Origin of the sequence: Lewinella sp. LCG006 (genome assembly GCF_040784935.1) — a bacterium.
Taxonomy (GTDB): domain Bacteria; phylum Bacteroidota; class Bacteroidia; order Chitinophagales; family Saprospiraceae; genus Lewinella.
The window spans coordinates 3420293-3446713 of record NZ_CP160680.1; the positions used below are offsets into that span (position 1 = coordinate 3420293).

The following is a 26421-nucleotide window of genomic DNA, read 5'->3' on the forward strand; positions in this document are numbered from 1 at the left end:
TAAATTGCCCCGGTAGAACAAGTCTAATGACTATGACTATAATGGCTCAATCTCGCCACTACGCATAGCCTGGCCGGAGTATGCTTGTACAAAATAATTTTTCAAACCCATCAGGATATGAAACCAATTTTCACTTTACTACTAAGCGCACTTTCTCTCAGCGCTTTCACCCAAACCTTCACCGTTTACACCGACCCTGCCGGTGATAATTCTTTGCAAGCTATTGCTATTGATGAAGAAAATGACCGGATCTGGGTAGGCACCAATGCCACCACGACTGGCGAAACCATTGCTTTTTTTGAAGACGGGCAATGGACCAGGCTCAATGTCAATACCCTGGGCTTACTTTCGGGTAGGTTGGAGGATTTGATCGTTAATGAGGGTATTGTCGAAGCGTGCAGCTTTGGCGGTTTATCTCGCATCGACTGGGAGAACCAGACTTTTGAAACCTGGACAAGTGCGAATTCTGATTTGACCGTAGATCCCGTATTAGCACTGGCAAAAGATGTAGCGAATGATGTTCTTTACGTAGGCACAAGCAATGGCTTTGAACTACAGGCTTTTGATGGTCAAAATTGGACGGACTTAGAAGATATTGTAAATACCAGAACGGTAGCATACGATATGGTGAATCAGGTGCTTTGGGTAGGAACCCTGTCTAGAGGTCTTTTCAAGGTAGAAGATGGCACGATTACGAATTATATCTGGAGCAACTCAGCAATACCCAGCGGTGAAATTTATGACCTGGAAGTTGACCCCACGGGTAAAGTATGGATGGTCATAGCGGACAAAGGCCTCGTCTCTTTTGATGGTACCAATTTTGCACAGTTTACAACTGAAAATTCGGATATCCATGACAATGATCCCACTTTAGTGACGGTTGATGCGGAAGGTTTGGTCTGGTTAGGTGGGTTTGATTACGGCGGGATAAGTGCGTATGATGGAACAACGTTTACAACCTACTTGTTATTCGACTCTGATCTGCCCACCAATAATATCCGCCAAATGAAGACTGCCGCTAATGGTGATCTGTGGATGGCCACCAGTTTGGGCTTGGTGCAATTGAGCACGGGACCTAATAGTGTTAGAGAAGTTCCTACCTTAAATTTTGGTATTTATCCCAATCCTGCTCAAGACAAGATAAGCGTTCTAGTGGATGACCAGATTCAGCAGGTAGAAATTTTGAACGTAAGTGGTCAGGTTCTTTGGCAAGCAGAAACACCCTCGCTACCTTTGGAAACGGCTTTCCTGCAGGAAGGTCTGTATTTTCTAAAAATCTATTCTAGTGAAGGTAAGGTTGGGGTGCGAAAGTTTATCAAAGAATAGGCTATACTTAACAAAATGATGAAATTCCGACTTTACTACCTCCTCCTCCCCCTCCTAATGGGCTGCTCCGCCAAATACCATACTGTGGTTGACCAGGTATTGCCCGCGCGGGTTCCAGCTATTGCCCAGATGCGTAGCCTCACTTTAGTAGACCGTGCCCAGGAAGCTAACCTGGGAACACGGCTAGGAACCGGGGATCTTTACACCCAGGGCAATGTGCGGTTTTTGCAGACCTGTGCCAGCAAGCTGCCCGTGTCGGCGACGGTCTTCCCCAAAAGCCAGCGCGATGCCAATGCGGGCTCTCCAGCCCCTCGTTTGAACAGTGCCGAGGTGCGGGAGTTTGGCGGGGTGAGTGAAGGCTTGTTGTGCCTGGAGCAGTTGTTCCCACGAGAAATCCGCACCTACGAAACTTATGACAAGCACCAACTGGATGAGCAAGGCAAGGATTACTACATCCGCGCCGTGCGCGGCACCAAGAGCATGACACTGAGTGCCTTGTGGCGCTTGTATGAGGTACGTACGGGCCGTGTAATCGTCGAATTGCCCTATTTGGCGGAAGAAGTCTTTGAAGCGGAAGGGCTGGATCAAACTTCTGTCAATACCAAGCTGGATACCCTCCATAACTTCCGTCCTGAGCAGTTGCAACAGCGATCGATGGAGATGTTTCTGGCGGATGTTTTGCCCACCCCCATCGAATCCAACTGGCTGTATTACCGCAAAGGCAGCAGCCTGATGGAGCGTTCTGCCGAGCTTTTGGAGGCCCGACGTTACCATGATGCGGTACGATTGTTTGAGGCAAATGCCTCATCAATAGATCGTTTGAAGAAACCCGAGCGTGCGATCCTGAACTGGGCCACGGTCTTGTTCCTTGATGGCCAACGGCAGGAAGCGCTGGATAAAGCTTACGAAGGAATGAACCGCTATGGGAGTGGCGATTTTTCGGTATTTATTAAAAAAGTTCGTAGTTATGAGTGAGCATTGTTTAAGTAATATTCGCCTGGTAGCCCTGTTGGTGATTGGGCTTATTGGAAGCCTGGGTAAATTAGCTGCCCAGGTTAATATGCAGTTTACAGGTGCTCATACGGGGCAGGTGACGGAAGCTTCCGTGGCACATGTTGAAGTGATGAACTTCACGGGCGTAGAAATTCATTACCATTTTAAAGGTTACATCTCTACCCCCGACGGGCAGGAACTGCTGCGGGTAAAAAGCGAGTTGCTTAAACATCAACCAGGAAGTGCAAATTTTGTCGAAGAGCACCAGGGAAGTAGCTATAGCGAGTTGAATGTAGATCCTTTTAAGAACCTGAAGATCCAATTTGCTGCCCCCAATTGGCAAAACTATTCTGGCCCAGTAAATTTCCGGGCCGAACTGATTCACCCATTAGATACGTTCTCCCTCATTGCGAGAACAGATCAGGCAGTACGGTTGAAAAATGGACAGTTTGTTGATGAAGAAGGGCGTTTTAGCACCGATCCCAACTTGGTCAAGCTAGCCATTGAGGTAGCTCACGATCAGCAGTTTGAAATTGACAGCTTGTTGGATTTTGTCAAACTGACCAATGCCAATCCCTATCCGCACTGCCTATCCGCACCTTTGGTGATCACCATTAAGCAAGGCCAAAAAGACATTTACCAATTGCAATACCAGCACCCCTGTATAGGTGTGGGAGAGCAGACACTGCGGCCGTCAGATTTTAAAGTACTGTTGGATGAGTATGCTTCTCGCAATCGACAAAAGCATATTGAGATTCACTTTCCACGTGGAGACTATACAGAAAGCACATCCGTCGAGGCAATACAGCATGCCCAATACACAGATACCAAGGAAACTTTTACCAGCCGTGCTTTAGGCTTGTCCTTTGATCACTTTGAATACGCCAAGGTGAGTGCTGTTCCTTTTCAAGAAGGCCCAACCTTGATTTTTGATGAGCAAGGAACGATTGTAGAAGTTGCCCCTCCTGCTTATCGGCCTTTTCTTTATGCCATGCCCATTGATTACCCACTAGGTTTTACGGTGGGGAGAGATGATGTTAATGGCAATTTCAGTGTAACTGTTTTTGATTGGAACAGCCTGTCGGCAGCAGAATGGGAAGCTTTTTTTGCAGGCGAGCAAAAGAAGGTGATCAAGCAGCAGGTGGGAAATGTTGAAATTTGGCAATCGCTTCCGCAGGAGCAGGTGATAAACGACCCTAAAGCTATTTTCCCTTACCAACGGTTCATGTTGGGCATACGGGATGGTAACCGTTTTCTTATGGCAGGGGTAACCAAAGTAATTGTTGATCGAGAACTGCCCAATTACTTTCCTCCAACCTTCTCGCTTGATGAAGTGGCTTTCTTTGCTTCGCTACGTTATCACGGGATAGGATTTCAGCCAGAGCTTGATGCGTTGGGAAAGCTGGTGAAGCTAAAACCTTATGAAGCTGAAAAGCTTACGTCAACATTAGATCGCCAGGTGGTTTTTAATCGCTACAGCGCTTATGCTACCTTGCCCAATTTGTCCGAGGAGGCTTACAGTGACCAGGATATTGCCGTACCCAGCCTTTCTACCCTTGATCGTCAGCTCGAAGAACGCCAGGAGTCACGATTATTGCGCCTGCCTCCAATCACTAAAATTACGCCTGATTTTGATACCATCAGGCATTATGCTACTTACGAATGGGCAGAGGCTGACCTAACATTTGAGCACCGAACGTCGGCAAACCCTCCGATGAGTACACGGTTGTACGAGATGTTTGAAACCCTCTATTTTGACAATCGAGATTCCATTGTGTCCGTTACCATTTCCAAAGCCCCAATAGAGGCATCAGCGAAGCCGGGCTTGGTATCGGTAGCGATAGCTCCTTCGGTACTGCAGATGTCAGCGGTTTCCCAACAGCATATTTTTATTGATCATTTTATCAATAGTGATTTGACCGATGGACAACTCCTCGCCCTGGTAGCTTATGAATGTAGCAACCGAGCGCATAAACCTGCTGAATTCAAAAAGGTGACATTGGGCACTTGGAGCGTTTTTGCCAGCAATAGCCTGGTCAATCCCATGCGCCGCTTTGGTACAGGCAATATGGTTTTGGTAAAAACACCAAAACGTATCTACCGCATTGGGATTATCGGCGGCTTTGAGTCGGATATTCTCCCCTTCTTAAACAGTCTGGAAATCGAAGGGCAGCAACTGATATTTGAATACCAAGAAGATAGGGGAGTGGTGGTTAGGAAGAAATAACAGCGTGTGAAAGTATTAGACTTGTTCATCAGGGGCCTACCCCGCTTGCTGCGGGGTCGCTATGCTTCGCCCTACCCGCCTTCGCGGGTAGCCCCTCCTCTGCGTTCCGGGTCCAGGGGGCTGCGCAGCGCTAGTCCGGACTCAAAATCGGCAAACTGAGCACTCGACATAGGCTACCCCTTCCTCCTAAAGACCATTAAACCAATCTTTTGGTTTGAGCACCCCGCACCCCGCACCTGAAAAGGTGTAAAAGTTGGAAAAGTGTAAGGGTGTAAGAGTTAGGCTAACCATCAATCGCCAACGGCTCAAGGTCGGATTCAGTGATATCGGAAGGAAGTCGGAAGCTTAAACCGCACCCCGCACCCCGAAAGCCCAGTTGATATCTCATATACACGCTACCTGAAGGGCGCAAAGCTACCCGTATCCTTTACGGACTATAAAGACGCCCTCAATTCATCATCACCGTCGACTCCAATTGAAAGCGCGGCACCTGGGCGTAAAACTCCTCACCCGTCTCAGTACTCACCATGAGGTAGCGGCCTTCCATCGAACCTAGTGGGCTAGACAGTGGGCACCACGAGTCGTAGCTATGCACCTCGCCCGGTTCCAGCACGGGTTGTAGGCCGATGACGCCATCGCCTTCTACCTCCTGTATTTCGCCCATGGAATTGGTGATCACCCAATGGCGGTAGAGCAACTGTACGGTATCTTTCCTACAGTTTTCAATGACAATGTGGTAGGAGAAAACGTATTGGTCTTCGGTGGGCTTGGAGTATGCTGCCTGATAACGGGCATAAACACTCACACGAATACCATTAGCGAGGAGAGATTCCATAAGTTATGGATTTACAAGTTTAAGAAATCCCTGGTGACTTGTTCCGCTTCGGCCAGTGCCGTTGCCAGGTCATCATTGAGTAAGACGTAGTCGAAACTATGCTCGTAGGCCAGCTCTTCCGCGGCACGGGCAATACGTTTGGCCAGACTCTCGGCACTTTCGGTATTGCGTTCCCGCAAACGGGAAAACAAAATCTCTTCGCTGGGAGGTTTCACAAAAACAACCAGCGATTCTTCCGGATAGGCCTTTTTGATGTTGGTAGCACCTTTCACTTCGATGTCGAAGATGATGTGTTTACCTTCTGCCCACAAGCGATCAACTTCACTGTGGAGGGTACCATAATAAAGGTTTTCGTAAACCTCTTCCCACTCCACAAAACCACCGGAGTCGATCGTCTTTACAAATTCCTCCTTGGTGATGAAATGATAATCGTAGCCATCCCTTTCGTGAGGGCGTTGCCTGCGGGTAGTCGCTGAAATAGAAAAAGACAGCTCCGGAAAGGTCTCCAATAAATGATGAACGATCGTGGTTTTGCCTGCCCCGGAAGGAGCCGTGAAAATGAGCAGCTTAGACATGAGCTAAGTTTTTTTTGCCTTTAAACGATATTAGCCGTTTGTTCTTTGATTTTTTCCAACTCATCCTTCATTCCTACCACCAGGCGCTGGATATCTGAAGAGTAGGCTTTGGCTCCGAGCGTGTTGATCTCGCGTCCAATCTCCTGGCTGATGAAGCTGAGCTTGCGGCCTTTGGCCTCGGTTTTGTTGTTCAAGACTTCCATGAAATAGTCGCAGTGCTGAGCAAGGCGCATCTTTTCTTCGTTGATGTCCATTTTTTCGAGGTAAAAGAGGACTTCCTGTTCGTAACGACTTTCGTCGATGCGGTCTTTCCCCATTTTGTCATCAAGGCTGCGATAGAGGCGGTCGCGGATGGCGTCGATGCGGTCTTGTTCATGAGGGTTTACCTGCTCCAGTAGCGAGCTAATAATATTTACACGTTCGGAGAGGTCTTTAGCCGTAGCAGCACCTTCTTGTTGGCGGAAAGCCTGGAATTTGGCCAACGCGTCATTAATGGTGTCTGTAATGGCCTTCCATTCCTCTTTCGACATTTCGCCATCGGAAGAAGCGGCCACATTGGGCAGGCGCAGGATCGCACTCATGAGCGTCTTGTCCTCGTAGTCGAATTCCGATGATAGCTCCCGGAGTGCCGTAAAATACTTTTTAAACAGCGGGATATTAAGCCCAAACTGATCATCTCCGAGGTGGGAGGTAATGTCGATCGACATTTCCAATTTGCCACGATGGGCAAAATCAGTAACCATCTTACGCAGTTCTGCTTCCTTTTCCCTTAGGTTTTGGGAGCACCTCAGGCGCAAGTCGGTGTACTTACTGTTCAGAGACCGGATCTCTACCAAGATGGTTTTATCTTCCCAATTGTTGGTAGCTCGCCCGTAGCCCGTCATGGATAATAGCATATAGTTTCATTTTCACTTGGAGGAAATGGCAAATATAGGTTTAAAGCTCGTTTAGTGGATAAAACTTCGTGCAATCATCGGATTATTTCCTGTTGAATAGAGCTATCTATGATGTTAAAAGGGCGTAAAACAAGGTTTGGCAATGTTTTTTTAGGAAAAGATTTATTTGGCATATTGGCCAAGGTATTGCCTTTCTCTTTGGTAAATAGGGGTTTTGCAGAAAATAATTCGGCAAGAAGGAGGGTTAACCACGCTATTCGTTGCTAACTAATTGATTATTAATGAAAATTAATCAGCGAATCCTTTCATTAAGTGTAAAATTTAGCGAAATTTGCGTCTCTTTTGCCGGAAGGGCATTTTTTAGTATAACTAATTATAAACCAGCAAATAACGATGAGAAAAGCTGATCTAGTAGCAGCTATAGCTGAAAAGACGGGCGTACAAAAAGTTGATGTACTGGTTACCCTGGAATCATTCTTTAAAGAAGTGAAAGGGTCACTTGCAGACGGAGAAAATGTATATATTCGCGGCTTCGGTTCTTTTGTTATAAAGAAGCGCGCCCAAAAAGTTGGTCGCCATATCAAAGAAAACAAGGCGATTGTTATCCCTGAGCACTTTATTCCATCCTTCAAACCTGCAAAGGTTTTTGTGGAGCAAGTGAAAGATAATGTAACGAGTTCTCCTGATGAGGAGGATAACGATTAATTGAATACCTCAGAAAATTATGACTAACTTACAGTATACTGTTATCGGTGGCGCCTTGTTGCTGTTCCTTGTACTGTATTTTGGTTGTGAGACAAAGCCACCGGGCCAGCAGCAGGTTGAACAGACCCGCATGCTGCAATCGGAAGCTACCGATGTAAACATTTTGATCCGCGAAGCCCACGATGAACTCCCCGCAGATCAAATGAGTACCATTCAAGCCTTACAGCAAGAATTGGCTTTAGCTGATAGCGATTCTCTAAAAGTAGAGGTGCTAAAACAGCTTTCCGGTCGTTGGTACGAAAACGAATACCCTGCAATTGCCGGGCACTATGCCCAAGAGATTGCGGAATTGGAAGGATCAGAGAAAGCATGGTCCATTGCTGGAACGACGTACGCAATTTGTGTGCAGCGTGCCGAGTCGGACAAAGTGCGAACTTTTTGTAATCAACGGGCTATCCGTGCATTTGAAAATGCCATATCCCTTGACCCTAGTAATGTCACCAACCAGGTCAACCTGGCACTGACTTACACAGAAGTTCCTCCTCCGAATGAACCAATGAAGGGTATTCTGATGTTAAGAGAGTTAGAACAATCCTTCCCGGAAAGTCCTCTCGTGTTAACATCACTGGCCCGTCTGGCCATCAAAACCGGTCAATTTGAACGGGCGATCCAACGCCTGAATCAAGCACTGGAGCTGGAAAATGACAATTTGAATGCTATTTGCCTGTTAGCGCAAGCTTATGCAGGTGCAGGCGACCAAGCGCAAGCGCAAGCTTACGACGAACGTTGCCGAAATAATGCAAAATAAACTTTAATTAATTAACTTAAAACGTAAATTATGCCTTGCGGAAAGAAGCGGAAAAGACATAAGATTGCGACCCACAAGCGTAAAAAACGCTTGCGCAAGAACCGTCACAAGAAGAAGAACAAGTAATAACATTCTCTGCCTCCTGGCGTATTAGGTGCAGGATCAGCTACTGAGCTTGTACAATGTGCCTCCGGTTTGAATGTTTTACTTACAGCATATTTGCCGACCCTTTCCTGTAAGGGGTCGGCTAAGCTGTTTATATTACTATTGAGCTGTCTTAATTTTATACGTGCCCTCCTTCAAAACAATCAAGTAGATACGCTTGAATTTTTTTTGAGACAGTCCAATATAGCAGTAGCGGAATTATCAGTCCATCGAGCAAACTGGTCTGTCTGCCATCCTCCCAATCCTGTGATCCATGGAAGATGAAAGACGAAGAAAGCCCAGCCCTGACGCAATTGTTAAGGAGTTCTACCGAACAGGCTCCTAAGAAATAAAACAGTTTGCTAGTGATTGCACCTCCTCTCTTTTTGGTGCAAAATTGCCTGATAAGTTCCTTTACCCTGCTAACCGGCTTGCTTGTGAGGTGGGTTAAATTTAAAAAGATTGAACAAGGAACTGATCATCAATTCCTCGCCTACCGAGGTTGAGATAGCGCTCTTGGAAGATGGTAAACTGGTAGAATTACATAACCAGAAAACCAATGAAAATTTTGCCGTTGGCGACATTTTCCTCGGGCGCATCAAGCGATTGATGCCTGCACTGAACGCTGCTTTTGTGGACATTGGCCACAAAAAAGATGCCTTCTTGCACTACACGGATTTGGGACCAAAGCTCCCTTCCCTACAAAAATACACGAACGGCTCCATCAAAGGGTCGATCAACACGCACCGCCTGGAGAACTTTGCCTTCGCTCCCGAGATCATAAAGACCGGGAAGATCGATAAGGTATTGGGTAAGAAAGACGATATCCTCGTCCAGATCCTCAAAGAACCAATCTCCACCAAAGGCCCTCGCTTGAGCTGCGAGATTACCATCCCTGGCCGTTACCTCGTCATCTCTCCCTTTGCGGAAGTGATTGCGGTATCTAAAAAGATTGGTAGCGCAGAAGAACGCAAACGCCTGCACCTGCTGGTAGAAAGTATTCGCCCCAAAAATTTTGGGGTAATTGTGCGTACTGCCGCTGAAGGAAAGAAGGTCATCGACCTCCACGAAGAGATGTCGATGCTCATGGAAAAGTGGGAAGACATCCAGAAACAACTCAAAGGAGCTACCCCTCCAGTGAAGTTGCTCAGTGAGTTGGATAAAACCACTTCCATCCTCAGGGACCTACTGACGGATTCGTTTAACCGGATTGTGGTCAACGACAAGCAGCTTTACAACAATGTAAAGACCTTCCTCGGTGGTATTGCCCCCGACAAGGTGAAAATCGTACAACAGCACCGCAACTCCAAACCCATCTTTGATGTGTACGGAGTGACCAAGCAGATCAAATCTTCGTTTGGCAAAACCGCTACCATGAGTAGTGGAGCCTATATCGTGATTGAGCACACGGAAGCCATGCACGTCGTAGACGTGAACAGTGGTCACAAGATGCGCAATGCCAATCAGGGCGAAGCGGTACTGAAAGTCAACATGGAGGCCGCGGAAGAAATCGCCCGCCAGCTTCGTTTGCGGGATATTGGTGGTATCATCATCATCGATTTCATCGATATGCGCAATGCGGATCACCGCAAGGACTTGCTCCAGGCAATGCGCAAGCACATGAAGAAAGACCGGGCCCAGCACACCATCCTTGCGCTAAGCAAGTTTGGCTTGATGCAGATCACCCGTCAGCGCGTACGTCCGGAGGTGAATATCAGCACCTCAGAGGCTTGCCCAACCTGTAAAGGCACCGGCAAAGTCAATGCCACCATCCTGTTGGAAGACGAGGTGGAAAGAGACCTGAACTTCATCATGCAGTCGCGGCCAAAAGCCAAGCTGACGCTGGTAGCTCACCCCTTTGTGGTTGCTTACCTCAAGAAAGGATTCTTCAAGAGCATCCAATTCAAATGGTGGCGCGAACACCAACGCTGGATTAAAATCGTCGAAGACAAAGACTATGGTTTCAACACCTACAAGTTCTTCGATGTAAACGACGACGAAATTCGCCTGCAGCAATAAAGCCAGGTCTTTTTGTTAGGGAACAGCACGAAAATAAAAAGCGATTTTGTTTTTCAAATAGTTGAATAAGCGCTTCATTTAAAGCGTTTTAACTATTTGGAAAACCTTAGGAAAATCGCAGTTTATTTTCTGCGCAATAGTAGGACATAATAGCCACAGAAGCATTATCAGGAAAGGTTCAAGGACCGAGTAGTGGTATGTTTTTGTGGCTTTTTTTTAGCCCCATCCCCGACCCTTCCCATTGTCAAAAATGGCTTTGTTTCGGCTGGCGTATCGCAGGGAAGGGAGGCGTGATGCGCGTGGTTGTTTGGGCTAACAGCACCTTTACACCCTTACACTTTTCCGACCCTTACACCTTTACACTAATCAATACTTCCGACCTCCCACTTCCGCTTTCCGACTTCCGCCTTCCGACTTCCGCTTTCCGCCTTCCGACTTCGTTAATGCATCGGACACCCACACTCCACTGATCTACAGGCATTTTTTTAGCCCATTTTTTTAAGTCGGAGGTGGGAAGTCAGACGGTCTTTTCGCGTAAGACGAAAGTGAGTTCGCAAAGCGTTTTATAAGAAAACTGTATGCTGATCAAAGCAGAGCCTGTAGGCGATCTACCGGCGATTAGTCGCCTACTCCAATCGACCGGTTTGTCCCAGCGCGTGGACAAGCACTATCCTACTCATCATTTGTGGCAGGGAACCAGTATTGGCAAGACATTGGAGGCTTTTCTGGTCTATATTCTGAGCGAGAACGATCATCGACTGTACAACGTAGAAGACTGGGCTTTGGGCTTGGAGCGCACGTTGAGTTGGCTTTTGGATGAAGCTGATTTTCAGGCTGCTTATCTCAGTGATGACCGTTTGGGTAGTCTGCTGGACTACCTGTCTAAGGACGATGAGCGCTGGATGTCCTTTCAGCGCGATCATAACCAATCGCTAATTCGGTTTTACGATCTGGACAACGGTACTGATCAAGGTCCCCTTGATACGGTGCGTATCGACAGTACCACGGCTCAAAGTCATCGAGAAACAGAAGGCATTTTTCAGTTGGGGCATAATGCCACGGGTTTGGCCCTACCTCAGGTAAAATTGATGCTACTGGCTATAGACAAAGCCAACCTGCCACTGGCTCTGAACGTGGTAGCAGGGCAAAACAGTGACGACAAGCTTTACGTGCCAGCCTTGGAACAGGCCTGGGAACAAGGTCTCAAGTCCAAAGGAGTACTGGTAGTGGGAGACCGCAAGCTGTGTAATCAGTACAATATGTGTTTCATTGCTGACAGCGGCAACTACTACTTGGGCCCATTGGCTCAACGACAATACTCACGAGAGGAATTAATGCAAGCCCGTGAGTGGATTGAGCAACAACAAGAGCCCGCCGAACGCGTAATGCGTCAGGCGGCGGGAAGTAAGGATTCACAAGCCATCGCGCTGGTTAAAGAGCTGCCCGCACGTGAAATCATCTCCGCTGACGGCACGATTCACACCCAAAGGCTATTCGGGGTATGTAGCTTGAATCTACGCAAGCGCCAAGTTGCCCAACTAGAGCAACGCTGCCAGACCGCTTGCCAGGAGGTCAGACTGCGCTTCACGCGCAACCGAGGTCGTAAAACGATCAAGTCGGTAGAGGAAGCTGAACGAACCATCAACAAGATACTGGACAAGCACAAAGTCGCTCACCTATACAGCTGGAAGATCACACTATCTCAGGACCCGGCCGAACCTTGCAGTGTGGAACTTACACTGGACGAGCAGCAAAACAACATCGAACAGCAACTGGCCGGATGGCGCGTGATGGCCACTAACGCTCCTTCGGATAGACTCTCGGCTTGCGAGGTGGTACTTTGTTACTGGGAGGAGTATCGTATCGAGCAGCATTTTCATTTGCTGTTGACCAAATGCACCTCGCTTACGCCAATCTTCCTGAAAAAAGAAAATCGCATCCAAGCCATGTTGCGCATACTAATGCTGGCTCTACAGTACTATAATCTGTGGCAATACACCATCCGCCAAACACTGAAAAGCGAACAAAACAGCTATCTTACCAATCTGGTGCCCGGCAATCCCGGCCGCAAAGTTGAGCGACCTACCACATCGCTGGTCTTAAGCGCGTTCCGAAGCGTCCAGATGATCTACATAATGACTGATGATCACAAAGCCAGCGTACACTTGCAGGGCATCGAAGAACATCACCTGAGGTTGCTTAAGATGATGCGATTGCCAACAGATATTTATCGTCATCCATGGGAGGCGTGAACTCACTTTCGTCTTACGCGAAAAGACCGTCAGAAGTCGGAAGTATTATCGGCTAGTAGAATTTGTATCCCATCGTTTTTCAAAACTCCCCTTAAGGATTAACGTGTATCTTATCTACTTCCGACCTCCCACTTCCGCCTTCCGACTTCCGCTTTCCGACTTCCTTAATGCATCGGACACCCACATCCCACCGATCTACAAGCGTTCGTCAGGAAGACGAGGAGGAGCAATAAAAGGAAGACGTATCTTTGTTGTTTCATAGGAAATCGTATTTGTGATTCAATGGCGGAAACCTCCACCAGCAATAATCAAAATCCAAGTACCAAGTACCCAGTACCTCGCACCCTTAAAGATAACCCATCCTGATCGAATGGCGAATACGGAGCACCGCTTAATTGCAATTTTAGACTGGGGCCTGGGCCACGCGAGCCGGTGTGTGCCTCTGGTGAAGGCTTGGCAGAAAAAAGGTGCACGGGTGACGGTGGCCTCCGCGGGGAGCGCTTTGCTGCTGCTGAAAGCATCCTTGGAGGGGGTAGATTTTGTTGAGCTGCCGGCCTACGCGGTGCGTTATCCCACCCGCTCGATGAGCTGGAACCTGGGGATACAAAGCCCCCGCCTCTTGGGAGTGATGAGGAAGGAGCACCAAATCTTAGGTAAGTATGCCCAGCAGGAAAAAGTAGATTTGATCGTGAGTGACGGCCGCTTTGGTTGCTGGAGCAAGCGCGTGAAGAGCATTTGGCTGGCCCACCAGTTGCAGATACAGCACCGACGATCTTGGCTGGCTTGGATGTTGAACAAGGGCTACCACGCTTTCGTTCGCCAGCATTTCGCGGAAGTATGGGTACCCGACCTGGAGGGGGAGGAAAGCCTGGCGGGGGACTTGGCACAGCCTATCACGGGGTTGCCGCATCGTTACCTGGGGCCCTTGTCCCGTTTTGCGGACAAGCCCTTGGAGGCCACAAATAAAATGCCTTACCAATGGTTGGCCCTCCTGTCGGGACCAGAACCCCAGCGGAGTTATCTCGAAGAAGAACTGATCACTTGCCTCAAAGCCCTGGATGTTCCCGCCCTGCTGGTGCGTGGTGTGCCGGGGAGTACTCAGCCTACTTCCATCACCGCCAAACTCTCCATTGTAGACTGGCTGCTGGGCGATCAGCTAGCGGCCACCATCGCCCAGGCCGAACAATTGGTCTGCCGGTCGGGCTACAGCACTCTGCTGGATGCTTACCATTGGCAAAAGCCGCTCTTACTGGTACCTACGCCGGGGCAAACCGAGCAGGAATACTTGGCCAGGTACTGGGCGAGTAGAGGCTGGGCGGAGCTTCAAAAGCAGGGGGAGGTGAGTCTGTAGAAGCGCGACTTCATTGCGGTTAAACCGGGGAGCATAACGGTTTTTTAAAAATACTAATTTAATTATTATGTATATCTTTGGTGAGGTATGCAAATCAGGATATTACCAGAAAGTTATAACTAAAACACCTTGACATGAAAAATAGTAGTCTGTACCTTTTGTTCTTTTTTGCCATAGTGCTCATGGTTTTTAATGGCTGTAAAAAAGATGACGACCTTGTTATCCAGCTGGATACTTCCGATTATTCTTCGGAAGTGGTTTTATCATGGATCGAACTGACGCTGAAGCTGACCAAAGAAACGCCGGGTTATTCTCCTCCGGTTGCCGCTCGGGTATACGGATATTCAGGTTTAGCCCTTTATGAAAGCGTAAGGCACGGAATGCCGGGCTATAAATCATTGGAAGGACAACTCAATGATTTCAGTATAGGAACCATACCTGCTATTGACCAAAATGTAGAATATCACTGGGGAGCAGTAGCAAACAGCACCTTGGCCTTGTTTTTGAAAAATTGTTTTCAAACTACCTCAACGGCCAATTTGGCTTTGATCGATGATTTGGAAGAACAATATATCCAGCAGTTTAAAACAGAAGCTTCTGATGAAGTTATCGACCGTTCTATTGCTTACGGGGAATTGGTAGGTAACGCTGTTCTGACATTTGCCAACAGTGATGGTCAGGCAGAGTGCTATAATTCTAATTTTCCATCTTCTTATACTGTTCCGGTTGGTGACGGATTGTGGGAACCTACAAGTGCGGCCAATCCCATCCCATTACAACCCTACTGGGGTGATGTAAGACCTTTTATGGAGATAAATGTTGATGATCTACTTCCTGTACCACCACCAGCCTATTCGACGGATGTAAATTCTGATTTTTACCTGGAGGCCATGGAGGTATATGAGGCTGTTAATAATTTGACGACTGAACAAGTAGTAATAGCGGAATTTTGGAGCGATGACCCCGGCAATACGGCCACTCCTCCTGGGCATTCCTATTCCATCATGATGCAAATTCTTTCCGATGAAGGTGCTGATCTTGCGCTTGCCGCTGAAGTATATGCCAAACTGGGGATGGGGGTTCACGATGCTTTTGTATCGTGTTGGAACGCAAAATACCATTACAACCTGGTAAGACCAATCACTTTTATTCACGATAATATTGACAATACCTGGTCTATTCCTCTAGCCACTCCTCCTTTCCCCGAATACACTTCCGGGCATTCCGTTCAATCAGGAGCCACTGCCCAGATTTTGACGGATTTGTTTGGTGAAAATTATGCCTTTGTTGATAGAACCCATATCAACCGTACAGACATAGACGGCTCTCCTAGAGCCTTTACTTCTTTCTACGATTTTGCTGACGAAGCTGCCATTAGCCGCCTTTATGGAGGTATTCACTATCGTGCGGCCATTGACATAGGCGTAGAGCAGGGCATTGCAATTGGCGAAAACATCGCAACCTTGCAATTCCAGTAATGGTATAGAAAAGGCTTGCCCCGTATCTTCAGAGCAGAAGCATGCGGATAGATCATCCGAACGTGACCTGGAGGGGGGCATGCCCTTTCTTGCGGAGTAGTTTCGCGCAAGTATGGACAGGCCCGCCTGGCCAGGCGGACAGGAGATTAAAGGTAGAAGGTGTAGGGATCTGATAGGGAAGGAGAATAGCTGCCGTTTAATTTCCAACGTCGTTTTTTACGCCCTTAACTATCAATATTGGACTACGTTACTGTATTAGGGTTTGGCTTTTTTGGCATTGGCTGCTTTTTATCCCTATTCTTTATTCTGAGAAGTGGTTTAAACGACGGTGGGTATTTATTTCTCTATTTTTTGATGTTTTTACTTTCCTATGAAGTGTTTTACAAAACACTTATACATAGTAAGTTAATTTACAGTTTTCCTTCCTTGTACATAAGTGGGAGGTTCTTTAATCTTCTGGTTTATCCTGTCTTCCTGCTCTTCGTGCTTTCTATCACGAGACCCAATTTTCGACTCAGCGTCAAACATTGGATAATGATAGGCACGATAATCGCTTTCATTCTCATCAATTATTTTCCTTCACTAAGCTTAAGTATAGATCAAAGACTTGAAAACCTGGATTTATTTTATCGAGATACCAGACCCGGACCCTTTAACTATTGGAAGCATTGGCAAACCTTATTGAAGGGAACAATTATTCCACGTGTATTTGTAAGCTTAGTCGCCTTTGAGCTCATCCGTTTCACAAAAGACAACCAAAACAGGCCTAAAAAGATACTATTGTACATATCCTGGAATGGAACGTGCTCAATAACAAGGATGAACTAGAAAAAGGGAACGGCCCTGATGTAGCCATCGGTAAACAAGCATTTAATGAATACGGCTATGAAGTAGCGCTGGAACATCAAGACGAACAAGGTCAAGTTATAGCAAGCCATTATGGTATATACACCAGCAAGACAAAATTTGATCAATTCGGAAATATTCAAGAGCGTACTTTTTATAATGCAGAAGGAAAGCCAGCTCATCACAGTAATGCAGGCTATCATAAACTTTATCTGACATGGGATGAGCAAGGCAATAAAAGGAAAGGCCTTCAATATTTTGATGTAGTTGGCAAGCCTTGCATACATGCAAGCAGAGGTTATCATGCTGTCCGCTATGAGTATGATGATCAGGGAAGAATTTCCAAAATTAGCTATCTGTCAACTACAAATGAGTTGACCAATCGTACTGACAATGGTCGTGCTTATTCCATTTATAAATATGGCAAGGATGATGGAGAAGTACAGGTTAGTCATTTTAGCGCCGCTCATTCTATAATAAACCAGTGAATATTATTTACGGGCATTGCCGTTTTTTCTTTTGTTCAAAACTGCGAAAAAAATCTGCAGTTGAAGAACAGGTGGAAATGCAAAAGAACCAAAGGTAGCCTTATGCTGAAATGGCAGTTAGGTACAGTGTAGAAAAAAAAGTACGGCCTAAAATATTGTCCATCAATCCTTTGCCGAAGAAGGACGAATTGCCAGTGAGCCAAACGCTCCATCGCAGACTGGCTGCTGGGCGATCAGCTAGCGGCTACCATCGCCCAGGCGGAGCAACTGATCTGTCGGTCGGGCTACAGCACCCTGCTGGATGCTTACCATTGGCACAAGCCGCTTTTGCTGGTCTCTACTACCAGCCAGACCTGGCCAGGTACTGGGCGAGTAGAGCTTGGGCGGTGTAGCAGCGGCAGGGGGAGGTGCAACTGCTTGGGGCGCCTAAGTAAAAATAGGAGTAGACCGGTCTTGAAGTGCTTGAGCTTTCTCTGGTTACGGCTCAGCGGGCTTGTACTTTCTTGCAAAATACATTATACTTGTAAGGTAAAGTTGACCAACACGCTAACTCATCTCTCATTATCTATTCTATTTTGCTGTTTTCTGGAGCTGAATACTGCATATCCATTCATCATACCGGTACCCCTTTTCCAGCCTGCAAGCAGTCTCTGCCTACTACTGGACCTACTGTTTTGGCAGGCCCCCACCGCAAAATGGCGTTTTTATAAAGAGGAATTTAGCGTTGATGACGGTGAAGGCAGTGACTGGAATTTAGTACCCGAAATGATGAGTTTGTGAAAGTAGGTCAAATTTTGTGGGATGTTCGGATATGAGTAATTTCTGTGAAATACAGGTAAAAATATAGTGTGAACGTTTAAAATATAAATTCTATAAGTATATTTAAGTATCCATAAAAAAAACTAAATGTCTTATTTGCAGAAAATTATAGATGCGTTATATTTTTTTTTTAGTTTTAGGAGGATACATAGACTAACAGATGTTTATGTACCCGGTGATAACGCAAAGAAAACTTTTGTAGAAAGGGAAGCTATAGGAAAATCTTTTGAATTGTCCTTAGAAACACCAGGCAAACAAATAGTAGTATATGGCAAGTCTGGATCTGGTAAAAGTACTGTTATAAACGCTAAGTTTTCTATTTACTTTGACGACAAAGTCGGAATGGTTTGTACAAGTGATACTACATACGAAGAATTATTAAAAAGTGCATTTGACGATCTAGAATTATATGTCACAACTCAAAAGAGTAAGACTAATCAATATCTTATTAGCTCTGAAGGGAAGGCTAAGTCATCTGTTCTAGAGGCAAAAACACTTTTCCAAAGTAGTGAATCAAGTCAAAACTTAAACGAGCGTGTCATAACTTATCAGATTAGTGAAAATAAGTTGGCAAGAGCGTTAAAAGAAAAGAATGTATGTTGGATTATTGAAGATTTTCACCTATTAGGTATAGACGTAAAAAACAAATTAGCCAGGTGCTTAAAAGTGTTTACGGATTTGGGTGCAAAGATGATAATTGCTGGTATAGTAGGGAGCCCAAAAGAATTATTGCTATACAATACAGAATTGACTAATAGGTTGTCAGAATTTTATGTTCCTCTTATGAGCGAATCAGAACTCCACTCAATCATCACGGCAGGAGAAAAATTATTGAATGTAGAATTTGAAGATAATTGTAAGAATGTAATTGTAAAGCTATCTAATGGATATGCAGGAGTGTGTCATCAATTATGTCTAAATATGTGCTGGGTAAATGACATTAAAAGTACACAGAGAAAAAAGAAAATATTGGGACTAGGAGATTTGTCAGAGACACTTTATTTATACATCGGAGATAAAACAGATTCCTTTAAGAAAAACTACGTAAATGCTTTCATTAGAAGTGAAGAGGGAATTAACTATGCAAAACAAATAATATTGTCATATTTCAGGACTGGCCAGGATGTAATGAATTTACAGCAATTTAAATATGACTTCAAGAAGAATGTTAAAGAATACTCATATGATTTGTTTGCTAAGAGCCTTGATGATTTAGTGAAGAAAGGAGTCTTGGATTTCAATGAAATTCAGTCAAAATATTCTATTTCAAATCCTATTTTTCATGTTTATTGTTATATTAATCTAAAGGATGAGATAGATACTATTAATAAGGAACGATTGAGAGAAGAAGTAAATAAATTTCAAACTGTTAATTTAGAAAAAATTCAGGCTATGTCATTTTCTACAATGACTGAAATAATTCCTGCATTAATGAATATGAAGTGATCACATAACTCTGCCTCAATCCAAAAAGTGCCCCGCCAGTGATGATCGGCTAAAAATGAGCCATTGGAGCCCCAAAAAGCGGTACAGAACTACCGAAAAAAGCCTAAATTAGTCGGTAAGTAAAACGGGCAGAATGCGCTTTTCCACTATAGATATTATCGAAAACCTCGATCAGGGGTGGTAAACGTTCAACTGACCTGTCTGCGCTGGAGATGAGAAGGTGGTCTATTTTGGGGAAGGGGCGCAGACAGGCCTTAGAGTTCTACGCAACTGTAAAGTGTAACTCTAAGATGATTATATGGATTTGATTAAAAATAATAGTATTGGTAGATGAATAAATTACATCCAGAAGCTGTCAAGGCATTTGATTCAGCAGCGAAAGAACTGATAGGAAATTTAGGCTGGTACAAGCCTTCTAATATAGAGAATAATAATACACCTTTATCTTCTGATCATCGGGAATTCACAGAAATCGATTTGGCTGAATTTGGCGCAATTCCAATCATCTTAAGGTCTCATAACATAGACACAGGTGTTTTAAACAGTATCATAAAATATATAGATGAAGGTCAAATTGGACTTGACGGAGAAAGGATTGAAGACTTCAATAAATTAGTGAAAAGTATTTATAAAAAGGTGGACTGGATATCGTATTCAGTCTTGGAGGATAGAGTGTTTGAGTATTTGGTTGATTTCTATAAAAAGAAGTATGAGAAAGGACTTTCAGCATATCTAGAAGAATGGCAAGAGAAGAATGTCAGGATTTATCAGTTCTTCTTTATCGTTCGTGGAATCTCAATAGAAACTCCATTTAGAGTTGGTAACACTATTATTTCATACAAAAGTAATGACAGCTTCAATAAAATCTTTGAGACGATTAAAGTTGTACCACAGGACTGGCAACAAGAAATGATGCGCAGAGATTTCAACGGAAATGTTGTTATTACGTGTGCTATTGATGAATGCGAGGAGCAAAAGGCGAAAGAGCTTGCTCTTGAAACCTCTATAAGATCTGTCGATGCGATTAAATTATTTAGCGATGTTTTAACATTTCCAAGCCGTTCAGTTAGATTTGACTTAGAGCATCGTTTTGTTGAAACAGGTAGAAAAAGTAATATGTTGATATTGTCTCTTGATTTAGAGACGAAGGAGCCATACTCAGTAAGAATGGGGTTGGAATCTGAGCAGCCTTCATCGTCCTTCACAATTAATGCGAAGGGAATAGAACAAATGGCTAGACAAGGTTTTGCCTACATACATGAACTATTAATAAAGAAAGACAAAAAGCTAACAGTAGAGCTTGAAGAGTTGGTGCTTGAGAATATTTCACGATTTGCAGATTCATTAAGTCAATCTGATTTGCATAAACGTATAGCTCAAGTATTTACGGGTTTAGAATCTTTGACATTAAAAAACTCAGAAGTAGGAATTTTGGAGTCAATGAAAAAGTATCTTCCTAAAATTTTAACTAAGGATACTGAGCAACGTGAGCAAATTCAAAAAGACTTATCTGACTTATACAAAGTTCGAAGTCAGTATATGCATCACGGAATAAAAAGCGAGATTGATCTGCAAAAACTTCGACGCTTGCAGTTATATCTCAGAGGAGCCATATTAAGATACCTCGAGATGTCTAAGGATTATAAGGACAAAGAAGGGATATTAAATGCGATTGATGATGCGATAAACAAAGCATTTTAAAGTGAGATATAAATGCGTAGAACTTTGCCTAGGACGGTGCGACACGAAGTCGCTATAAATACTGTTAAACCACTGAATATGAGTTCATAAAGATGAACTTAGATGTGCTTTAACCGCTGGTACTACCCAGCGTTTCCTATGTCGGCATGGGCTACTGGTAACGGTGGTTTGTGAAGCCCGACAGACAAATCGAGCCTTTCAAAAAAGACTGCTGCGAAGTGGTCTTCAAAGCTGTTAATCCCCTACGGCGAAGGCGGTGGAATAAGATGATAGGCACAAGGTAGCTGAATCCCGATAGCTATCGGGATAAGCCTCGTTACAAAGAAATGGCGTAAGAGATTACAGACTGTTGCTGTTGTAGGGCAAAGTCAATCGCCATAGCCAAAAGCGGCAAAGGGTAGGGGAAGCCTATAAGACCTTCAGAAAGCACACCTTCCAATGGCAAGAGCACTATTTGAGCAGTATAAGATTATATTTACCAGACAGTTACTAAAGCAAACACATGCAACAGATCTCTTTTTGGCAAACATGGGTAGTGGCAGGCTTACTGTTGGCGATGCCCGCAACCGTCACCGCACAGGAAGGGGAGCTCACGCTTGATGACCTGTTCGCAACGCCACAACTGACGGGAACAAGCCCGTCCCGGCCTGCGTGGGCACCAAACAGCGAGCACTTCGCCTTTTCCTGGAGTGAACCAGGAAATCCTGAGCGTGGCCTCTGGGTATCCACAAGTGATGGGCAGGAAGTGCGCCTCCGTTCCAATACGGCATCCGCGTCAGTGCGCGATATGGTTTGGACCGACGCGAACACAATTATTAGCCTGCGCGGCAACCACCTATGGCAGACATCGCTGAGCCAGGGAGACGACCTCCAGTTGATGCCCGTCGAGGCAGGTGCAAGTGACCTGTCGCTATCGCCAAGTGGCAACCAAGCGGCGTATCTACGGGACGGTGACCTCTGGCTGGCTGACTTCCCTTCCAAACAGAATCGCCAGCTCACCGAGATCGGCATCGCCAGTCTCTCGAGCTTACCGAAGGGGCGCTACAGCCGACCGGAACGCGAAATCGGTCCAGGCATCTGGAGCGGGCCGACGTACAAGTGGTCCCCGGATGGGAAGACCATCGCGTTTCACGCCGTTGACCGCCGCGAGATGCGAAAGGTGCCGTTCCCGGATTACCTCGCTGCCGAAACCAATCCCAACGAGGTACGAAGAGGCTACCCCGGCGATCCCAACGAGATGCGTAGAGTTGGCCTGCTCGATGTAGAGAGTGGTAACATTAGGTACCTCGATTTGCCAGATCCGCAGGCCAACCAGGTCATCGACTTCAACTGGTCACCGGGCGGTGCGCTGCTGGTTGATATCGCATCCGACACCGCGGTTGAACGTAAGTTGTTCGTCCTTGCACCCGGAGAAAGCCAAGTGCGCGAGATTTGGCGAGGGGTTCGAGAGAGCCGCATGTACACCTCGTTTGGATCTACCTGGCATCCGGATGGGCAGCAGGTCGTTTTCTTAAGCGATATGGGTGATCGCTACGGCCTTTACACGATTGATACCTCACCGTCTGGGGATCGTCCGCAGCTCCTGACCGATCCGTCCTACGATGTACTGTCCGGCCCAAGTGTTGCTGGTGATGCACTGTTTTATGCCGGCAACGGCGTTAATCCGTACGAACAACACGTGTATCGCCTGAAGATGTCTGGTGGCGATCCCGAGCAGGTGACGCGTCTTGCGGGCCAGAACATTGGCTACCCCTCACCGGATGGTCGGCACCTGGTGTTCATGCACAGCAACGACACCTCACCGCCCGAGCTTTACGTGGTGAGCAGCGAGGGTGGTGACGCTACGCGAGTAACCCACTCGCCCTTGCCCGCCTTCACGGAGCGAACCTGGACGGCTGCGGAATACCTTAGTTTCCCCAGTCTTGTAGATGACTACACGTTGCATGCCCGGATTATGAAACCTATCGACATGCAGCCCGGCAAGAAGTATCCAGTGCTGTTTGGGCCCGTGTATTCAAATACCGCGAGGAACCGCTGGGCCGGTAACTACAGCCTGGTACAGCAGCTGTTGGCCAGGAAGGGATACGTTATCGTGCAGGTGGATTCACGTGGCAGCAACGGTTATGGCCGGGCCTTCCGTGAAGAATTCCTGCTGGGCTTTGCCGACCAGGACATTGAGGATTATGCGAGTGCCGTTGCCTACATGGAGTCACTGGATTATGTCGATCCCGATCGCATGGGCATCTGGGGCAGCAGCTACGGTGGCACACTCTCCGTTTATTCGCTGTTGATGAAGCCGGGCTTATTCCAGGTGGGTGTTGCTGCAGCGGCGGCTGTTGACCCGGCGTTCTTTGGCACGGACGACGTCGCGATTGTTCGTCGCCCCCAGACTCACCCGGAGATCTTCGAAAGAAAAGCACTCCACTATGCAGCGAACCTGGAGGATAAACTCCTGTTCATCCACGGCATCCAGGACCAGGTGGTACCATTCAAGACGACGGCCGTGTTAGCGGAAGAACTGATTAAGCAGGGCAAGGACTTCGACTTTGCGTTTGCACCGGGTGCTACGCATGGATGGAGCCGTGAGCCGAATTACAATCGCTACCTGTTTGGCAAGATCATCGAATACTTTGACCGACACCTGGCCGTGCCGTCTGAGTAGCTATTTGCAGGTGTCTTGTTACAAGGCCTTGAGGAACGCCGGGCAGATCTTTAGGACGCTATTTGTTCAGTCTACGCTATAGCTACGGCCGACCACATAGCAGATTGTCAGCAGCAGCTCTTTCAATTTGCATCATTTTCAAACAAAAAAAACATGACAAAAAACAACCTGATCCCCCCATTCTCTATACTCCTGTTCTGCTTAATGTCATCTCCCATTTTTGCGCAGATGAAGGTCGGAGACACCTTGTCTACTGCGCTCATGGAGGAGGTTAAGCGTATTCAGATTCTGAATAAAGAAGGAGAACGTGTTTGGAGCGAGGACGGGTTCCTGGTGGTGAAATTTTGGGCTACCTGGTGTACACCTTGTGTGGCGGGGTTCCCCAAGTTTGATACCCTCTATACGGAGTTCGTTCAGCAAGGAGTGGATTTTATTGCGGTGTCTGACGAAACGACAAGCAGAGTGGAGCACTTTTTGTCGTCGAGAAATTACCAATTTCCGGTGGGGGTAGATAACGAAAGGGGATTGATGAGACAGTTTGGCGTAAGAGCTATTCCCGAGCATTTGGTCATTGACGAATCTGGCATCATACGCTATCGGGGAGGGGATTTGAGTAGCGAGACATTAGTAAGCTTACTCCAAAATAAGGAAGTACCCGAAGCGGAAAATCCGAGTATTGATTTCGATAATAAGGAGATGGTTATTTCCAATGGTTACGGAGCTCCGGGGCAAGATCCCGTGTACAATGGTATGCAAGCGATGATGGCGCCAGCGGGAGAGGAGTGGAGCATGAGAGAAGATGCCGTTGAACAGGTAATCGTTCGAAAATCTTTAGAAACAGCGGCGGGATGGTATGGGTACAGAACTTCAGGTGATTATATCGGACTGACTTACAGCAGCGGAACGGTGAACGAAATTTACAGTTTCCTACTTGGTGCTACTTCCCCCTTATGGGTAGTAGACAGTGTCAGCGGAGGAGTTAGATATGACTTCGTTTACTGGAAAAAGAACAAGAAAAAAATACCCGCCTTCAAAAAGGAGATGCTGGTATTGCTGGAAAACGCCTTGCACATTGGCTTGCGCAAGCGTTTTATCGAAGACGAAGTGGTGATGCTCCGTGCGCAGGGAGAAACGCCGTCCCTGAAAAGGAACAAAGCGGTTTCCATGGAGGAGAGCTACAACTTTATCCCCGTTACTTCGGTCATTGCTCGCTTAGAAGAAATAAGGGGGCAGCGCTACGTCGCTGATTTTAAGAAAGAAGACTACCAAATAGCCTGGCAGAAAGATCATCTTAATTTGTTCAGGATGAATGGACAGGAGATAGAGGCCGCGCTGCTGTCAAAAGGATTTACGCTGGAAAGGAAGACGCAGAGAATACAAATTTATGAGACGGTGGTTTCGGATTAGGGGATGAATTATATCAAAACCAATCGTTGGGAGATAGCCTTGTTGTCTTTCGATTTGATCGACTGGATACCTTGTTTTTGGAGAAGTACTTCAGCTTTTATCAAGTAAAACAAAATGGCCCTTGGTAGGCTTAATAAATTTGATTTGAACAAAATGAAATGATGAATGAATAGTTATTGCCCTGAAAATAAAGCAGATTGGAGAAATTGGCTTGAAGAAAACCATGTAACGGAGGACTCGATTTGGCTAATATTTTACAAGACAACTTCTCCAAGCTATAATCTAAGTTGGAGTGATGCGGTTGATGAAGCGCTTTGCTTTGGTTGGATAGATAGTACTAAAAAATCAATTGATGACGAAAAGTATATACAATACTTTTGTAAGCGAAAACCCCAGAGTAATTGGTCAAAGGTTAATAAGGAAAAAGTAAAAAACCTAATGGAGCAAGGACTCATGGAAGAGGCTGGCTCCAGGAGTATTAAAATTGCGAAAGAAAATGGTTCCTGGTCTTTTTTAGATGCAGTCGAAGCACTTGTGATTCCAGAAGATTTAAAAGAAGAATTTGCGAATTATAAAGGTTCAATCGACTATTTTACTAGCCTAAGTAAGTCTACCCAAAAGATTTTATTGTACTGGGTTATCTCAGCAAAAAGGGAAGACACAAGGAGGAAGAGGGTTGTAGAAGTAGCCGAAAATGCCAGTCGGAAAATGAAACCGAAGCAATTCAGATAAAGATTAAACGATGATAAAATACATCTTTAATATTGTTACGCTATTGGTAATAGCAAGTATGATCGGTTGTGGGAATTCTAATACAGCTAGTGAAATTCACACAAATTCAAATCAGAATTCAGAAAACGAAACAGATATGATTACTCAAAAAATAACACCTTGCCTTTGGGTGGAGACCACCGATGCAAAAGCAGTAGTAGACTATTACCTTTCCATTTTTAAAGATGGGAAAATGAAAGCGTACCACCAATATGAAAATCCACCAGAAGCGGGTGGAGGGAAATTTGAAACAGCCATCATAGAAATTGCTGGCATGGAATTAAGCATTCTGGCAGCTGGACCCTATTTCAAATTTAATGAATCTGTTTCTTTTGTTATCAATACCAAAGACCAAGCAGAAACGGACTATTACTGGGAGGCATTGACAGCTAACGGTGGAGAAGAAAGTTCGTGTGGTTGGTGTAAAGATAAATATGGTTTATCGTGGCAGGTTGTTCCTGTTGAATATTTTGACCTCATTAACAGTGATGACCCAAAAGTTAGAGAAAAAGCAATGAAGAATACATTGACACAAAAGAAATTAATCCTTTCCGAACTGAAATGAATCCTTAGGCAGACTAAATTAGTGTGAGGTTGAGGAATGAAAATCTGATCACCAGGTAATTATTGTCCCCCAACCTCACTGTATTTGGTATTGGGTACTGTGTACTT

General features: G+C 45.8%; 20 protein-coding genes. 17 read left to right on the forward strand and 3 right to left on the reverse strand.

Annotated features, from left to right (window positions below):
• Positions 1–117: 117 nt before the first annotated feature.
• Genes AB0L18_RS12200 through AB0L18_RS12210 form a run of 3 tightly spaced genes read left to right on the forward strand, consistent with a single transcriptional unit; the run spans position 118 to position 4546 of the window.
• The gene (locus AB0L18_RS12200) at positions 118–1326 is read left to right on the forward strand and encodes a T9SS type A sorting domain-containing protein (protein WP_367392870.1); all 1209 of its coding nucleotides are present in this window, start codon (positions 118–120) and stop codon (positions 1324–1326) included.
• A gap of 15 nt (positions 1327–1341) precedes the next feature.
• Positions 1342–2301: a hypothetical protein gene (locus tag AB0L18_RS12205; RefSeq protein WP_367392871.1), complete on the forward strand. Its 960-nt coding sequence runs from the start codon at positions 1342–1344 to the stop codon at positions 2299–2301.
• A complete protein-coding gene (locus tag AB0L18_RS12210; protein WP_367392872.1) occupies positions 2294–4546 on the forward strand; it encodes a hypothetical protein in 2253 nt (750 codons plus the stop codon). Before AB0L18_RS12205 ends, AB0L18_RS12210 begins: the two co-directional genes overlap by 8 nt.
• A gap of 448 nt (positions 4547–4994) precedes the next feature.
• Here the strand turns inward: AB0L18_RS12210 and apaG are convergent, their stop codons facing one another.
• From apaG to AB0L18_RS12225, 3 genes are read right to left on the reverse strand one after another with little or no spacing between them, the layout of a single operon-like run.
• Positions 4995–5381, reverse strand: coding sequence for a Co2+/Mg2+ efflux protein ApaG (gene apaG, locus AB0L18_RS12215; protein ID WP_367392873.1), 387 nt, complete (start codon positions 5379–5381; stop codon positions 4995–4997).
• Positions 5382–5392: 11 nt separating this feature from the next.
• Positions 5393–5956: a guanylate kinase gene (gene gmk / locus AB0L18_RS12220; protein WP_367392874.1), complete on the reverse strand. Its 564-nt coding sequence runs from the start codon at positions 5954–5956 to the stop codon at positions 5393–5395.
• A 20-nt stretch (positions 5957–5976) separates the two neighbouring features.
• The gene (locus AB0L18_RS12225; protein ID WP_367392875.1) at positions 5977–6852 is read right to left on the reverse strand and encodes a YicC/YloC family endoribonuclease; all 876 of its coding nucleotides are present in this window, start codon (positions 6850–6852) and stop codon (positions 5977–5979) included.
• Positions 6853–7245: 393 nt separating this feature from the next.
• Between AB0L18_RS12225 and AB0L18_RS12230 the strand changes: the two genes are divergently transcribed.
• From AB0L18_RS12230 to AB0L18_RS12295, 14 genes are all read left to right on the forward strand, one after another.
• A complete protein-coding gene (locus AB0L18_RS12230; protein WP_367392876.1) occupies positions 7246–7557 on the forward strand; it encodes an HU family DNA-binding protein in 312 nt (103 codons plus the stop codon).
• Between the two features lie 19 nt (positions 7558–7576).
• Positions 7577–8365: a tetratricopeptide repeat protein gene (locus tag AB0L18_RS12235; RefSeq protein WP_367392877.1), complete on the forward strand. Its 789-nt coding sequence runs from the start codon at positions 7577–7579 to the stop codon at positions 8363–8365.
• Positions 8366–8971: 606 nt separating this feature from the next.
• Complete coding sequence (locus AB0L18_RS12240; protein ID WP_367392878.1) at positions 8972–10528, forward strand: Rne/Rng family ribonuclease; 1557 nt, start codon at positions 8972–8974, stop codon at positions 10526–10528.
• A 578-nt stretch (positions 10529–11106) separates the two neighbouring features.
• Positions 11107–12780 (forward strand): IS1634 family transposase, encoded by a 1674-nt coding sequence (locus AB0L18_RS12245; protein ID WP_367389257.1) that lies wholly within the window; start codon positions 11107–11109, stop codon positions 12778–12780.
• Between the two features lie 370 nt (positions 12781–13150).
• Positions 13151–14131, forward strand: a complete 981-nt coding sequence (locus tag AB0L18_RS12250; RefSeq protein ID WP_367392879.1) for a glycosyltransferase — start codon at positions 13151–13153, stop codon at positions 14129–14131.
• 134 nt (positions 14132–14265) lie between these two features.
• Entirely contained in the window at positions 14266–15609 is a 1344-nt protein-coding gene (locus tag AB0L18_RS12255; protein WP_367392880.1) for a vanadium-dependent haloperoxidase, read from the forward strand.
• Between the two features lie 803 nt (positions 15610–16412).
• The gene (locus AB0L18_RS12260; RefSeq protein ID WP_367392881.1) at positions 16413–16943 is read left to right on the forward strand and encodes a hypothetical protein; all 531 of its coding nucleotides are present in this window, start codon (positions 16413–16415) and stop codon (positions 16941–16943) included.
• A gap of 110 nt (positions 16944–17053) precedes the next feature.
• Entirely contained in the window at positions 17054–17335 is a 282-nt protein-coding gene (locus AB0L18_RS12265) for a hypothetical protein (protein WP_367392882.1), read from the forward strand.
• A 514-nt stretch (positions 17336–17849) separates the two neighbouring features.
• Positions 17850–19208 (forward strand): hypothetical protein, encoded by a 1359-nt coding sequence (locus AB0L18_RS12270; protein ID WP_367392883.1) that lies wholly within the window; start codon positions 17850–17852, stop codon positions 19206–19208.
• A 330-nt stretch (positions 19209–19538) separates the two neighbouring features.
• Entirely contained in the window at positions 19539–20909 is a 1371-nt protein-coding gene (locus tag AB0L18_RS12275; RefSeq protein ID WP_367392884.1) for a hypothetical protein, read from the forward strand.
• Positions 20910–21411: 502 nt separating this feature from the next.
• Positions 21412–23571 (forward strand): prolyl oligopeptidase family serine peptidase, encoded by a 2160-nt coding sequence (locus tag AB0L18_RS12280; RefSeq protein ID WP_367392885.1) that lies wholly within the window; start codon positions 21412–21414, stop codon positions 23569–23571.
• 153 nt (positions 23572–23724) lie between these two features.
• Entirely contained in the window at positions 23725–24978 is a 1254-nt protein-coding gene (locus AB0L18_RS12285) for a TlpA family protein disulfide reductase (RefSeq protein WP_367392886.1), read from the forward strand.
• Positions 24979–25143: 165 nt separating this feature from the next.
• The gene (locus AB0L18_RS12290) at positions 25144–25710 is read left to right on the forward strand and encodes a YdeI family protein (RefSeq protein ID WP_367392887.1); all 567 of its coding nucleotides are present in this window, start codon (positions 25144–25146) and stop codon (positions 25708–25710) included.
• Between the two features lie 10 nt (positions 25711–25720).
• The gene (locus AB0L18_RS12295) at positions 25721–26314 is read left to right on the forward strand and encodes a VOC family protein (protein WP_367392888.1); all 594 of its coding nucleotides are present in this window, start codon (positions 25721–25723) and stop codon (positions 26312–26314) included.
• The last annotated feature ends 107 nt before the right edge of the window (positions 26315–26421 follow it).

What these genes read in the sequence shown, in the direction of transcription:
- AB0L18_RS12275 (WP_367392884.1), top strand. Translation starts at nt 19,539, where the DNA reads ATGAATAAATTACATCCAGAAGCTGTCAAGGCATTTGATTCAGCAGCG.
- gmk (WP_367392874.1), bottom strand. Translation starts at nt 5,956, where the DNA reads ATGTCTAAGCTGCTCATTTTCACGGCTCCTTCCGGGGCAGGCAAAACC.
- AB0L18_RS12210 (WP_367392872.1), top strand. Translation starts at nt 2,294, where the DNA reads ATGAGTGAGCATTGTTTAAGTAATATTCGCCTGGTAGCCCTGTTGGTG.
- apaG (WP_367392873.1), bottom strand. Translation starts at nt 5,381, where the DNA reads ATGGAATCTCTCCTCGCTAATGGTATTCGTGTGAGTGTTTATGCCCGT.
- AB0L18_RS12265 (WP_367392882.1), top strand. Translation starts at nt 17,054, where the DNA reads ATGGCAGTTAGGTACAGTGTAGAAAAAAAAGTACGGCCTAAAATATTG.
- AB0L18_RS12225 (WP_367392875.1), bottom strand. Translation starts at nt 6,852, where the DNA reads ATGCTATTATCCATGACGGGCTACGGGCGAGCTACCAACAATTGGGAA.
- AB0L18_RS12285 (WP_367392886.1), top strand. Translation starts at nt 23,725, where the DNA reads ATGACAAAAAACAACCTGATCCCCCCATTCTCTATACTCCTGTTCTGC.
- AB0L18_RS12295 (WP_367392888.1), top strand. Translation starts at nt 25,721, where the DNA reads ATGATAAAATACATCTTTAATATTGTTACGCTATTGGTAATAGCAAGT.
- AB0L18_RS12205 (WP_367392871.1), top strand. Translation starts at nt 1,342, where the DNA reads ATGATGAAATTCCGACTTTACTACCTCCTCCTCCCCCTCCTAATGGGC.
- AB0L18_RS12280 (WP_367392885.1), top strand. Translation starts at nt 21,412, where the DNA reads ATGCAACAGATCTCTTTTTGGCAAACATGGGTAGTGGCAGGCTTACTG.
- AB0L18_RS12255 (WP_367392880.1), top strand. Translation starts at nt 14,266, where the DNA reads ATGAAAAATAGTAGTCTGTACCTTTTGTTCTTTTTTGCCATAGTGCTC.
- AB0L18_RS12230 (WP_367392876.1), top strand. Translation starts at nt 7,246, where the DNA reads ATGAGAAAAGCTGATCTAGTAGCAGCTATAGCTGAAAAGACGGGCGTA.
- AB0L18_RS12250 (WP_367392879.1), top strand. Translation starts at nt 13,151, where the DNA reads ATGGCGAATACGGAGCACCGCTTAATTGCAATTTTAGACTGGGGCCTG.
- AB0L18_RS12245 (WP_367389257.1), top strand. Translation starts at nt 11,107, where the DNA reads ATGCTGATCAAAGCAGAGCCTGTAGGCGATCTACCGGCGATTAGTCGC.
- AB0L18_RS12200 (WP_367392870.1), top strand. Translation starts at nt 118, where the DNA reads ATGAAACCAATTTTCACTTTACTACTAAGCGCACTTTCTCTCAGCGCT.
- AB0L18_RS12270 (WP_367392883.1), top strand. Translation starts at nt 17,850, where the DNA reads ATGTCTTATTTGCAGAAAATTATAGATGCGTTATATTTTTTTTTTAGT.
- AB0L18_RS12290 (WP_367392887.1), top strand. Translation starts at nt 25,144, where the DNA reads ATGAATAGTTATTGCCCTGAAAATAAAGCAGATTGGAGAAATTGGCTT.
- AB0L18_RS12235 (WP_367392877.1), top strand. Translation starts at nt 7,577, where the DNA reads ATGACTAACTTACAGTATACTGTTATCGGTGGCGCCTTGTTGCTGTTC.